The organism is Nonomuraea sp. NPDC026600 (assembly GCF_040638335.1).
Lineage (GTDB): Bacteria > Actinomycetota > Actinomycetes > Streptosporangiales > Streptosporangiaceae > Nonomuraea.
The window spans coordinates 141,845-154,513 of sequence record NZ_JBEZYD010000033.1 but is presented as its reverse complement, the minus strand read 5'-3'; the positions used below and the strand labels follow the sequence as shown (position 1 = coordinate 154,513).

General features: G+C 71.9%; 10 protein-coding genes. 6 read left to right on the top strand and 4 right to left on the bottom strand.

Annotated features, from left to right (window positions below; genetic code table 11):
- The first annotated feature begins 89 nt into the window (after positions 1–89).
- The 4 genes from AB0F17_RS49020 to AB0F17_RS49005 all read left to right on the top strand — a co-directional run bounded on the left by AB0F17_RS49020 (position 90) and on the right by AB0F17_RS49005 (position 3,846).
- On the top strand, positions 90–548 hold the full coding sequence (locus AB0F17_RS49020; protein WP_358038375.1) for a nitroreductase family protein: 459 nt from the start codon (positions 90–92) through the stop codon (positions 546–548).
- A 103-nt stretch (positions 549–651) separates the two neighbouring features.
- On the top strand, positions 652–2,526 hold the full coding sequence (locus tag AB0F17_RS49015) for a ricin-type beta-trefoil lectin domain protein (protein ID WP_358038372.1): 1,875 nt from the start codon (positions 652–654) through the stop codon (positions 2,524–2,526).
- A gap of 48 nt (positions 2,527–2,574) precedes the next feature.
- Positions 2,575–3,075 (top strand): MarR family transcriptional regulator, encoded by a 501-nt coding sequence (locus tag AB0F17_RS49010; RefSeq protein WP_358038369.1) that lies wholly within the window; start codon positions 2,575–2,577, stop codon positions 3,073–3,075.
- Positions 3,076–3,183: 108 nt separating this feature from the next.
- Complete coding sequence (locus AB0F17_RS49005; RefSeq protein WP_358038366.1) at positions 3,184–3,846, top strand: DUF4142 domain-containing protein; 663 nt, start codon at positions 3,184–3,186, stop codon at positions 3,844–3,846.
- Positions 3,847–3,860: 14 nt separating this feature from the next.
- Here the strand turns inward: AB0F17_RS49005 and AB0F17_RS49000 are convergent, their stop codons facing one another.
- Positions 3,861–4,397 (bottom strand): NUDIX hydrolase family protein, encoded by a 537-nt coding sequence (locus tag AB0F17_RS49000; RefSeq protein WP_358038363.1) that lies wholly within the window; start codon positions 4,395–4,397, stop codon positions 3,861–3,863.
- A gap of 109 nt (positions 4,398–4,506) precedes the next feature.
- Here AB0F17_RS49000 and AB0F17_RS48995 point away from each other — a divergent pair, with 109 nt between their 5' ends.
- Positions 4,507–5,376 carry a phenylalanine 4-monooxygenase gene (locus AB0F17_RS48995; protein ID WP_358038360.1) on the top strand — a complete coding sequence of 290 codons (870 nt, stop codon included), beginning with the start codon at positions 4,507–4,509 and terminating at the stop codon, positions 5,374–5,376.
- A gap of 14 nt (positions 5,377–5,390) precedes the next feature.
- Here the strand turns inward: AB0F17_RS48995 and AB0F17_RS48990 are convergent, their stop codons facing one another.
- On the bottom strand, positions 5,391–5,972 hold the full coding sequence (locus AB0F17_RS48990; RefSeq protein WP_358038357.1) for a TetR/AcrR family transcriptional regulator: 582 nt from the start codon (positions 5,970–5,972) through the stop codon (positions 5,391–5,393).
- Positions 5,973–6,067: 95 nt separating this feature from the next.
- On the opposite strand from AB0F17_RS48990, the gene AB0F17_RS48985 reads away from it, so the two are divergent.
- A complete protein-coding gene (locus AB0F17_RS48985) occupies positions 6,068–7,435 on the top strand; it encodes an MDR family MFS transporter (RefSeq protein ID WP_358038354.1) in 1,368 nt (455 codons plus the stop codon).
- Positions 7,436–7,441: 6 nt separating this feature from the next.
- Here the strand turns inward: AB0F17_RS48985 and AB0F17_RS48980 are convergent, their stop codons facing one another.
- The gene (locus AB0F17_RS48980) at positions 7,442–8,704 is read right to left on the bottom strand and encodes a M1 family metallopeptidase (RefSeq protein WP_358038352.1); all 1,263 of its coding nucleotides are present in this window, start codon (positions 8,702–8,704) and stop codon (positions 7,442–7,444) included.
- Entirely contained in the window at positions 8,701–12,666 is a 3,966-nt protein-coding gene (locus tag AB0F17_RS48975) for a Pls/PosA family non-ribosomal peptide synthetase (protein ID WP_358038349.1), read from the bottom strand. The genes AB0F17_RS48980 and AB0F17_RS48975 overlap by 4 nt, the downstream gene beginning before the upstream one ends.
- Positions 12,667–12,669: the final 3 nt, after the last annotated feature.

Sequence of the window (12,669 nt, the reverse complement as noted above, 5' to 3'; positions counted from 1 at the left end):
GTACCCGCCCCTCTGCCCGTACCTCATATCCCCGGCATACACCAGAGACAGCAGGCAGTCACGACTCTACGACTCTACGAATTCATTCTGTGTACCTGCGCTCGGCGCAGGCGTACTTCGCCTCCGGCGTCTCGGGCGCGCACCAGTACAAGGACGACCCGGCCCGAGCCGAAGTGCAGCAGCGCGTCTCGGCGAGCGCCGTCCATCTGGCCGAGCACATGGGGGAGGTGCCGGTGCTGGTGATCCCGTGCATCCAGGCGTCCCGGCTCCCCGAAGGCAACCAGGCCGGGCTGTGGGGATCGCTGCTGCCCGCGGCGTGGAGCTACATGCTCGCCGCGCGGGCGCGCGGGCTGGGTACGGCGTGGACCACCCTGCACCTGGCCTACGAGAGCGAGGTGGCCGAGCTGCTCGGCATCCCCGGCGATGTCCGCCAAGGCGTGCTCATCCCCACGGCCTACTACACCGGCGACACCTTCAAGCCCGCCTCGCGCCTGCCGCTCGACGACGTCCTCCACCTCGACCGCTGGGGCGGCCCGGGAGCCGTGTGACGGAATCGGGGGGCTTATCGGTGACCTTAATTTATGCCTTGACATAAGTGAGAAACATAAGTTGTCTCGGTATACACCCCCCGATGTCACAGAGGAGCCCCCCGTGACAGCACCACACAGGCGCACGGTCCAGGCCGCCCTGGCCGTGTGCCTCGCCGCCGGAAGCCTCATGGCCGCCCCGCGAGCCTTCGCCGCCAACGAGCCGGTCAACATCTACCTGACCACCACCTCCGCCGGTGGCCAGACGGTGACCCGGGGCCTGCAGCAGCAGACCCCGACCGCGTTCGCGGCGAGCAGCGGCGCCGCCACCCACACGATCACCGTGAACGAGGGCACCCGCTACCAGACCTTCGAAGGCGGCGGCGCGTCCATCACCGACACCACCGCGTACCTGCTGCGTGGCGGCCCGGTCAGCGCCGCCACCCGGGACGAGGTCATGCGCAGGCTGTTCAGCCCGGCCGACGGCATCGGCCTGTCGTTCGTCCGCAACCCCATCGGCGCCTCGGACCTGTCCCGGCCGGGCAACGTGTCGCTCGACGACACCTGCTGCGACCTGAACGACTTCGGCGCCAACGGCTACGACACCAACGTGCGCCTGCTGACCCAGCAGGCCAGGCAGCTCAACCCGCAGTTGCGCATCATGGCCGTGCCGTGGAGCTCGCCCGGCTGGATGAAGGACAACGGCCGGATGGACCAGATGGGCTGGCTCAAATCGGAGTACTACCCCATGTACGCGCAGTACCTGGTGAAGTACGTCCAGTCCTACGCCGCGATCGGCGTGCCGATCGACTACATCTCCGTGCAGAACGAGCCGAACTGCTGCCAGGCCGGCAACCCGACCGCGATGAACTACCCGGGCATGAGCTGGAACCCCTCCGGGCTGGTCGAGTTCACCAAGAACCACGTCTACCCGGCGTTCCGCGCGGCCGGTATCACCAGCAAGGTGCTCATCCACGACTGGAACTACGGCGACTACGCCGGCAGCGGCGCCCCCATCCTCGGCGACGCCGGGGTGCGGAACGACCCGCTGTTCGGCGGCATCGCGTGGCACGGCTACTTCGGTGACCCGGCGGTGGGCACCCAGGTGCACAACCAGTATCCGGCGGTACGGCAGTTCAGTACCGAGCACTCGGGCGGCACCTGGATCACCGACCAGCACAACGAGGACATGGCCGACATCGTGACCTACGCCAGGAACTGGAGCGGCAGCCTGGTCAAGTGGAGTCTGGGCGTCAACCAGACCATGGGCCCGCACAACGGCGGCTGCGACACCTGCACCGGCCTGATCACCGTGCAGGAAGGCGGCTCGCGCGCCGGCCAGGTCGACTACACGATCGAGTACTACACCACCGGGCACCTGACCAAGTTCGTCCGGCCCGGGGCGCAGCGCGTCGACTCCACCGCCAACGCCACCGTGCAGAACGTCGCCTACCGCAATCCGGACGGTTCCAAGGCCCTGCTCGTCCACAACGGCGGCACGTCCGCCCAGTCGGTCAAGGTGGTGTGGGGCGGCCAGTCGTTCACCTACACCATGCCGGCCCGTACGACGGCCACCTTCACCTGGAGCGGCACCCCGACCGGCACCCCGACGGAGCCGACCGGCACGATCAGCGGGCTGGGCGGCCGGTGCCTGGACGTGACCGGCAACAGCAGCGCCGACGGCACGCCCGTGCAGATGTGGACCTGCTTCGGCGGGGCGAACCAGCAGTGGACCCGCGCCTCCGACGGCACGCTCCGCTCGCTCGGCAAGTGCCTCGACGTCAGCGGCGGCTCCACGGCCAACGGCGCCCGCGCGCAGCTCTACTCCTGCAACGGGTCGGCCGCCCAGCAGTGGAGCTACACCAGCGGCCGCGACCTGGTGAACCCGGTGTCCGGCAAGTGCCTCGACGTGGTCGACAACGCCGCCACCGACGGCGCCCGGCTGCAGATCTGGACCTGCACCGGCGGGGCCAACCAGAAGTGGACGGTCCCGGCCTGACAGCCACGGTTGGCGTCGTCCTCAGGCAGGGCGTGTACAACAGTGCGTATGTCAGAGGGTAATGCGGATCAGGCGAACCGGGAGGACTTGGCCGCCGTTGTCGCGGCCGTCCTCACCGGTTCGCGCCTGCTCGTCTCCATCGCCGTCCGCTCGCTCGGCGCGGTCGAGGACAAGGTCACGTTGCCGCAGTTCCGCATGCTCGTGGTGCTTGCCGGGCACGGGGAGACCAAGCTCGTCACCATGGCCGAGCTGCTCAACGTCAACCCCTCCACGGCCATGCGGATGGCCGACCGGCTCCTGGCCGCCGGGTTGATCGTGCGCGAGGTCAATCCGCGCGACCGCAGGGAGATCCTGATGCGCCTGACGGCCGAGGGCCAGCACATCGTGGATCAGGTCACCGCCCGCCGCGGCGAGGAGATCGCCGCGATCGTCTCGCGGATGCCGATCGAGCAGTGCCGGGCGCTGGTCACGGCGATGACGGCCTTCACCGAGGCGGGGGGTGAGCTGCCGGAGGTCGCCCTGCACCCGCTCGGCTGGCCCGGCATCTGAGAGTCGATCTTTGCCTAGAGCAAATTTTGCATCCTGCCATGAACGTTCCCGCGCGGCGCTGCGTACCTCCTTCTGAACAGTCCGAGGACCCATGAAGGGGGTGACGGCGTGCGACATCGCCGTCCCGTTCTCGCCATCGGTGGCGTCGCCGTGCTCCTGGCTCTCGGCGCGTGCGCCGGCCTCCCCGGCGCACAGCTCCCCAGCGCTCAGCTGCCCGTCGCGACGGTCGTGCCGGGCGTCAGCAGCGCGCCGCCCGCCGCCGCGGCGACGGCGGTCGACACCAGTACGTGGGCGACCAAGTGGGGCCCGTTGTCGGCGGCCGACCGGGAGCTGATCACCAAGGTCCGGCTCGCCACCCTGTGGGAGATGACCATGGCGCAGCAGGCCACCACGCGGGCGAGCACCGCACGGGTGCGGCAGATCAGCGTGGAGATCGCGGCCCAGCACCATGTCCTCGACGAGAAGGGCCTCGCTCTGGCGGCCAAGCTCAAGGTGGAGTTGCCGATCAAGCCGACCGCCCTGCAGCAGGAATGGATGGCCGACATCTCCAGCCGGTCCGGCAAGCAGTACGACTCGACGTTCGTGAAGTGGCTGCGGCTCGCGCACGGGCAGATCTTCGGCCTGATCGGCGCGGTGCGCGGCAGCACCCAGAACACCCTGGTACGGAGCTTCTCCGAGCAGGCCAACGCGGCGGTGCTCAACCATCAGCGACTGCTGGAGAGCACCGGCCTGGTCAACCCCGACGCCTTCCCGTCCCCGCCGGCCGCCTGACCGCCGGGGCCCGGTTAGGGCAGGCGGCCCACCTGGGCGAGCGCCTGCTTCAGCAGCACTCCCTGGCCGCCGGTCATCTCCTGCTGGACCAGGGGGGAGGCGGCCTCCTCCGGCGTGAACCAGACGAAGTCGAGGGCGTCCTGGCGGGGGCGGCAGTCACCGGCGACCGGGACGATGTAGGCGAGCGACACGGCGTGCTGGCGCGGGTCGTGATAGGCCGTGACCCCCGGCGTCGGGAAGTATTCAGCGATGGTGAACGGCTGCGGCGACGCGGGCACCTGAGGCAGCGCCGTGTGGCCGAGGTCCTTCTCCAGGTGCCGCAGGAGCGCGTCGCGGACTCGCTCGTGGTGCAGCACGCGCCCCGAGACCAGCGCCCGGCTGACCGCTCCGTCTGGGTCGATGCGGAGCAGCAGGCCGACGCGGGTCACCACGCCGGTCTCGTCGACTCGCACCGGCACGGCGTCGATATAGAGGATCGGCATCCGTCCCCGCATGGACTCCAGCTCCTCCGGAGCGAGCCAGCCGGGCACAGTTTCGGTCTTTTCGGTCATCTGACGATCGTACGTCCCAGCGTCCCTTGATCCATCCGGACCCTCCAAGCTTCGGTAAAGCCTATCGTCACCGGCGTCAGGTGTCCGGCAGCCCGGTAATGAACTCCGCATGAGCGATGTGTGGCGCCGGACCCCGATCGCCGCCGACGGCACGCTCGGCACCGCCGCCGAGCACCCCGGCCTGTGCGACCCGCTCTACCTCGCCCGGCGCCGCGCGTTCGCCGAGCTGGCCCGTGGTCACCAGGTGGGGGATCCGCCGCCGGTGGTGGAGTACGCCGAGAGCGAGCACGCCACCTGGCGCAGGGTCCACCGCGCGCTCGAGGACGCGCACCGGGCGCACGCGTGCCGGGCCGTGCTCGACGCGCGGGAGGAGGTCCGCGTCCCCGCCGACCGCATCCCCCAGCACGCGGAGGTCGGGGCCCGGCTGCGGCGGTTGACGGGGTTCGACCTCACGCTGGCCGGGGGAGTGGTGGAGAACAAGCGTTTTCTCGGCTCGATGGCCCGGGGGTACTTCCACGCCGTGCAGTTCGTCCGTCATCCGGCCGTGCCGCTGTACTCGCCGGAGCCGGACATCATCCACGACGTGTTCGGCCACGGCATCCACCTGGCCGCACCGGAGTTCGCCGCGATCTACCGGCTGATCGGCCAGGCCGCGATGCGGGTGGAGACCCGTGAAGCCCTGCAGATCATCAGTGATCTGTACTGGTTCACCCTGGAGTACGGGGTTCTGGAGGAGGGCGGGACCCCCAAGGCGTACGGCGCGGCACTCCTGTCGTCCTACGGCGAGCTCGGCCGGCTCGACCGCGGCCGGATCCGCGACCTGAACGCGCTCGACGCGCTGGCCACCCCCTACGAGATCTCCGGGTACCAGCCCGTGCTGTTCGCGGCCCGCTCGCTGACCCACGTCGCCGACACGCTCGCCGCCTTCCTCGCCACCTTCGACGACGACTCGGCCCTGCGACTGCGGCCGCATGGCTGAGAGGCGCCGGCCGTCTAAGGGCGGGGGCGCGCTGTGGCGTGGACCAGGGGCAGGAACACCTCATCCACGATCTCGACCAGCGTGCCGTCGGAAACGGGGTGGCGGGCGAACAGGATCTCGTGGCGCAGCAGGTTGGTCGCCACCGAGACGACGCGGGGGCTGAGCCGGGCGGAGGCGATCTCACCGCGCCGGGCGGCCCGTTCGAGCACGCCGGTCATCACCTCGCTCATGATGGCGAACGGGCCCGGATCGAGGTCGGGGGCGTCGGCCAGGAGGCCGTGGATGACGTCCTGGCCGATGTCACGCTGCCGCTCGACCATCCGGCGCAGCACGACGAGGACGTCGCCGCGCAGCTCGCCGGTGTCGGGGGGCTGGTCGGCGATGGATCCGGTGCTGTGGCGCATGGCGGCGACGACGAGCTCGGCCCGGTTGCGCCAGCGGCGGTAGAGGACCTGCTTGCCGGTGCGGGCCCGGGCGGCCACGCCTTCCATGGTCAGGCGGGCGTAGCCGACCTCGGCCAGCTCCGCCCAGGCGGCCTCGAGGATCGTCTCCTCCAGCGCCGCGCCGCGACGGCGCTGGTTGGTCTGCTGCGGCACGAGAACCTCCGTTAGAGACGTTGCGTCTCCTGTCATTCTGAGCTTATCGTACGGATTGGAGACGATGCGTCTCTAATGAACCGGGGAGACGGAACATGACCACGACCACCTCCGAACGGCTGGACCCCGCGGTGCTCAAGCTCGCCGGGATCCTCGTCCTCGGCGCGCTGGCGCCCCTGCTGGACAGCACCATCGTGAACGTCGCCCTCCACACCCTGGGCCGCGACCTGGACGCGCCGGTGTCGGCCGTCCAGTGGGTGAGCACCGGCTACCTGCTCGCGCTGGCGATGGCGATCCCGATCACCGGCTGGGCCGTGGACCGCTTCGGCGCCAGGCGGATGTGGCTGGCCGCGCAACTACTGTTCCTGGCCGGCTCCGTGCTGTGCGGCGTGGCCTGGAACCTCGGCTCGCTCATCGCCTTCCGTGTGCTGCAGGGCGTCGGCGGCGGGCTGATGCTGCCGATCCTGCAGACCCTGCTCATGCGGGCGGTGGACGGCCGGCAGCTCGGCCGGCTGATGGCCGTCGTCAGCCTGCCCGCCCTCGTCGGCCCGATCCTCGGCCCGGTCGCCGGCGGCCTGATCGCGGGCCACCTGAGCTGGCGCTGGATCTTCTACGTCAACGTCCCCATCAGCCTGCTCGCGGTGCTGCTGGCCTGGCGCGGCCTGCCCGCCGACTCCCCGCGCGACGGCCACCACCTCGACGTGACCGGCCTGCTCCTGCTCTCGCCCGCGCTGGCCGCCCTCATGTACGGACTGACGCGGGTGGGCACCGAAGGCGGGTTCGGCCACGTGGCGGTGCTCGGCCCGCTGGCGGCCGGGGCACTGCTGCTGACCGGCTTCGCCTGCCGCGCGACGCGCACCGCGGACCCGCTCATCGACCTGCGGCTGTTCCGCACGCGGGCGTTCGCCGTGTCCTCGGCGCTGCTGTTCCTGTCGGGGCTGGCGATGTTCGGGTCGATGCTGCTGCTCCCGCTGTACTACCAGCAGGACCGCGGCGCGAGCGTGGTGGCCGCGGGGCTGCTATTGGCGCCGCAGGGGCTGGGCAGCCTGCTCGCCAAGGGGCTGGGCGGCGTCACCGACCGCGTCGGCCCCCGGCCGGTCGTCCTCGCGGGCATCGCCATGACCGCGCTGGGCACCCTCCCCTTCGCCTTCGCCGGACGGCACCCCGGCGACCTGATCCTGGGCGCCGCGCTGGTCGTCCGGGGGGCCGGGCTGAGCGCGGCCAACATGGCCATCATGGTCGGCGCCTTCCGCGGCCTGGACCGGGCGCAGATCCCGCACGCCAGCAGCACCACCCGGATCATGCAGCAGCTCGGCGGCTCGTTCGGCACCGCCGTGCTCGCCGTCATCCTGCAACGTCAGCTCGCCGACCATCCGGGCGCCGCGTTCGGCCACACGTTCGCCTGGGCGCTGGCGTTCAGCGCTCTCGCCGTCGTACCGGCTCTCTGGTATCAGCGCACGTGACGGGCGTCACGGCAGTGCTTTGTCGAACAGCCACGAGCAGATCAGCGGTATGACCGACGGGTCGGCGTAGCGCCCCACATGGGCGACGAAGGCGTCAGTGGTGACGTTGCCGTGCCGGTGGGTGTCGGTCCAGGCGCGCAGGATCAGGAAGAACGCCTGGTCGCCGAGCTTCCGCCGGATCGCGTGCAGGGTCAGCGCCCCGCGCTTGTAGACGCGGTCGTCGAACAGCAGCGCCGTGCCCGGGTCCCCCAGCACGAAGTCCTGGGGGAGGATCTCCAGCCGGCGGCGCCAGCGGGTGGCCAGCTCGCCGGCCGTCGGGCCGCCCGACGCCTCCGACCACAGCCACTCGGCGTACGTGGCGAAGCCCTCGTGCAGCCAGATGTCCTGCCAGGAGGCCACAGTCAGGCTGTTGCCGAACCACTGGTGCGCCAGCTCGTGCGCGACCAGCCGCTCGTGCCCCCGCCGCCCGTCGACGTGGTTGCGCCCGAAGATCGCCATGCCCTGGGCCTCGATCGGGATGTCGAGATCGTCGTCGGCCACCACGACGGTGCCGGCGGCGAACGGATAGGGCCCGAACCGGTCGACGAACAGCGCCATCATCTGGTCCTGGCGCCCGAAGTCGTGCCGCACCCGCGTCCCGAGCCGGGGCGGGTGGGCCAGCCGCGTGCCGCCCACGTCCGTGAACTGGTAGCGCCCGATCTGCACGCTCGCCAGGTAGCTCGCCATCGGCTCCGGCTGCTCGTACACCCAGGTCGTGGTGCCAGCCGACCGGTATTTGTGGACGAGCAGGCCGTTCGCGATCACCTGGTACGGCGAGGCGGTGGTCACCGTGATCCGGTACGGCACTTTGTCGCCGGGCCGGTCGTTGCACGGGAACCAGGAGGGCGCGCCGATCGGCTGACTGGCCACGAGCGCGCCGTCGGTCAGCTCCTCCCAGCCCAGGCCGCCCCACACGCTCCGCACCGGTCTGGGACTGCCCGTGTAGCGGACCTCCACGGCGGCGGTGGCCCCGACGCGCAGCGTCCAGGGCAGACCGACGCGCAGCTTGCCGTCGCGGTGCGTGTAGCGGGCGGTGACGCCGTCGACGGTGACGCCCGAGACCCGGAACTGGCCGAAGTCCAGGTCCAGGCCGTCGAGCTGCTCGTGCGCCACCACCGACAGCAGGGCCGTGCCGTCCAGCCAGTTCGTGGACACGCGGTACTTCAGCGTCAGATCGTACTGCGAGACCCCGTACCTCACGTCGCCGTGCGAAGGGAAGTACGAGGTCATCGCCAGGCCGCGATGGGATTGCCGAACCAACGGGAACCGTCGGGAACGTCCTCACCACGCATGACCAGGGAGGCGGGACCGATCGTGGCGTCGGCGCCCACCCGTGCGGCGGGCAGGATCACGCCGTGCGGGCCGAGCGTCGCCCCGCCGGCCAGCGTGACGGTGTCCATGCTCATGACCCGGTCGTGGAACAGATGCGTCTGCAGCACGCAGCCCCGGTTGACGCTGGCGCCGTCGCCGACGCTCACCAGGTCCGCCTCGGGCAGCCAGTAGGTGTGACAGGTGACCCCATGCCCGATGCGTGCCCCGAGTGAGCGCAGCCACACGTTCAGGGGCGCGGTTCCCAGCCACGGTTCGGCGAACCAGGGCGCCGCCAGCACCTCCACGAAGTTGTCCGCGAGCTCGTTACGCCACACGAACGAGCTCCACAGCGGCCGGTTGCCGGCCGCGATCCGGCCGACCAGCGCCCACTTGGCGGCGGTCGCCACCGCCGCCGCGACCACCCCGGCGGCCAGCATCAGCACGCCGCTCAGCAGCGCGGCCACCGCGAAGCCGTACGACGCCGCGACCCACTCCATGGCCCCGGCGGTCAGGACGGCCAGCGCCACGGTGCCCATCGCGGGCACCAGGCGGCAGATCTCGACCAGCGCGCGGGCCGCCTTCAACCGCGCGGGCGGGTCGTAGGTGCGGCTCCGGTCGCCTTCCTCGGTGGTCCGGCGCAGCTCCACGGGCGGCATGCCCAGGTAGGACGAGCCGGACTTGGCCTTCTTCGGCGTCGCCGACAGCACGCCCACCAGGCCGTCCTTGGGCACCTTGCGGCCGGGCGCGGTCATCCCCGAGTTGCCGAGGAAGGCCCGCTTGCCGATCCGCGCCGAGGCGATGCGCATCCAGCCGCCGTCGAGCTCGTACGGGGCGACCATCGTGTCGTCGGCCAGGAACGCGCCGTCGCCGACCGAGGTCATGGTGGGCAGCGCGAGCACGGTCGACAGCTCCACGCCGCGGCCCACCCGCATGCCGAGCGCGCGCAGCCAGGCCGGCGTCAGCACGCTGGCGTACAGCGGGAACAGCCACACCCGGGCCGCGGACATCAGCCGGCCCGTCGCCCACGCCTGCCACGCCTGGCGGCTGTGCACCGGATAGTTGCCGGGACGCATGCGGATGCCGAGCAGCCGCACGATCACCAGCGTGACCAGCGCGAACACGGCCATCCCCACGACCGTCGCGAGCGGCACACCGATCAGCGCGCTCGTGAGCGCCTCGCCCAGCGTGCGCGCGTCTCCGGCGTACCAGCCCAGAACTGCCAGACCGGACAGGACGGCGACCACCGGCAGCAGGCTGAGCACGACGGCCGACAGGCCGTACATCACCACCCAGAACCGGGAGCGGGCGGCCCGCTCGATCGGCTGCGACCTGCGCGACTTGCCCTGCCGGGAGGCCGGTGCCCCGGCCCAGCGCTGCCCGGCCGGCACGGCGCCCTCGACCGCCGAGCCCGGCGCGACCTGGGCGTTCTTTCCGATCTTGGTGCCGGGGAGCAGCGTCGACCGGGAGCCGATCGTGGCGCCCGCGCCGATCCGGATCTCGCCGACGCGCAGCACGTCGCCGTCGTACCAGTAGCCGCTGAGGTCGACCTCCGGCTCGACCGAGGCGCCCGCGCCCAGCCTGAGCAGACCGGTCACCGGGGGAGCGGAGTGCAGGTCGGCGTCGGCGCCCACCTGGGCGCCGAGCAGCCGGGCGTACAGGCCCATCCACGGCGCGCTGGCCAGGTCGGGCACGCCGAGCCTGGCGGCCAGTTGTTCGGCGAACCACAGCCGCAGGTGCACGCCGCCGCCGCGCGGATGGCGGCCCGGCCGCACGCCGCGCAGCAGCAGCCGGGCCGACCCCGCGGCCAGGCCCATCCGTCCCGGCGGGGTCAGGAACACCAGCCAGCCCAGTGCCACCCACCACCACGAGACGGCGGGCGCCCACGGCGGCGCGATCAGGGCGCCGAGCGTCGCGAGCAGCACGATCCAGCGCATGGCGCCCGCCGTGAGCAGCGGCACCATCAGCGCGGCCTGCGCGAGCGAGGCCCGCACGGGCATCGGTTTCACCGCCCGGCGGGCCGACTTGGCCGGGCCGCGAGAGGCCAGCAGCTTGGCCAGTCCGGCCAGGGTCGGGTGCGCGTAGACGTCGCCCACGGCCACGTCCGGGTAGTCGGTGCGCAGGAGCGACACAAGCCGTGCCGCAGCCAGGCTCGTACCGCCGTCGGTGAAGAAGTCGGCCTGCGGCCCGTCCGGCGCGACGCCGACGACGTCGGTCCACCGCTCGGCCAGCCACGCCTCGACCGGGCTCAATTCACCGGTCGTCGCCTCCGACGCGCCCGGCTCGGCCAGCGGCCAGGGCAGCGCGTCGCGGTCGATCTTGCCCGAGGTACGCGTCGGGAGCGTGTCGATCAGCGTCAGCCGGGGGACCAGGGCGGCGGGCAGCGATTCCGCCAGCAGCTCGCGGGCCTGCCCGAGGTCGAACCCCTCGTCCGCCACCAGGTAGCCGACGAGCAGTTGGTGGCCGCCGCCGGCGGTCCGCACCGCGGCGGCCGCGCCCGTGACGCCCGGCAGCGCCTGCAGCGCGGCGTCCACCTCGCCGAGTTCGATCCGCCGGCCGCCCAGTTTCACCTGGTCGTCGGCCCGGCCGATGAAGTAGAGCCCCTCCGGCTCGGCGCGTACGAGGTCGCCGCTGCGGTAGGCGCGTTCCCAGCCGAGCGACGGCAGCCGCGGGTACTTCTCGGCGTCCTTGCGCGGGTCCAGGTAGCGGGCCAGGCCCACACCGCCGATGATCAGCTCTCCGGTCTCGCCCATGGCCACCGGGTCGCCGTCCGCGCCCACGACGGCCAGATCCCAGCCGTCGAGGGGCAGCCCGATGCGTACCGGCTCCGCGCCGGTGAGCCGCGCCGCGCACGCGACGACGGTCGCCTCGGTGGGGCCGTAGGTGTTCCAGAGCTCTCGTTCGGGTACGGCCAGCCGCTCCACCAGCTCGGGCGGGCACGCCTCGCCGCCGAAGATCAGCAGCCTGATGCCGTCGAGCGACTCCACCGGCCAGAGCGCCGCCAGCGTCGGCACGGTCGAGACGGCCGTGATGCCCTGCTCGGCGAGCCAGGGCCCCAGGTCCATGCCGGTACGCACCAGCGATCGAGGGGCGGGCACCAGGCAGGCGCCGTGCCGCCAGGCCAGCCACATCTCCTCGCACGAGGCGTCGAAGGCCACGGACAGCCCGGCCAGCACCCGGTCGCCGGGCCCCAGCGGGCGGTCCTGGAGGAACAGGCCCGCCTCGGCGTCGACGAACGCGGCGGCGGAACGGTGCGTCACGGCGACGCCCTTGGGCTTGCCGGTGGAACCGGAGGTGAAGATGATCCAGGCGTCGTCACCGGGCGTGGGCGGCTGTGGGCGCGGGTTCCAGTCGTCGCCGAGTGGCAGCGGCTCCGGCGACATCGTCCGCACGACCAGGTTACCGATCGGCCGGTCGGTCGCTTCGCCGGTCGTCTGGGCAGCCGGTCCGCCGGTCACGCCCGCGGAGTCGGCCGTCGGTTTGCCGGTCACGATCGCGGAGACGTTGGCTTCGGTGAAGACCAGCTCGGCGCGTTCCTCGGGGTCGTCGGCGTCGACGGGCACGTACGCGGCGCCCGCGGCGAGCACCGCGAGGATCGTGACGTACAGCTCAACGGTGCCGGACGGCACCCGCACGCCCACCCGGTCACCGCGGCCGATCCCGGCCTCCCTGAGCTCGCCCGCCACCCGCGCCACCTCGGCACGCAGCCGCCGGTAGTCGAACAGCGTGGTCCCGTCGTCGAGCGCCGGCTCGTCCGGGTGAACCCGCGCGGTCTCGTCAAGGATGTCGAGCAGGGTACGGGGTGCCGCAGCCAGCGGGCCCGCGGGGTAGACCGCGCGCGAGGCGAGCTTTAAGGGCTGTAGATCGGCCATGTACGGACTCAAACG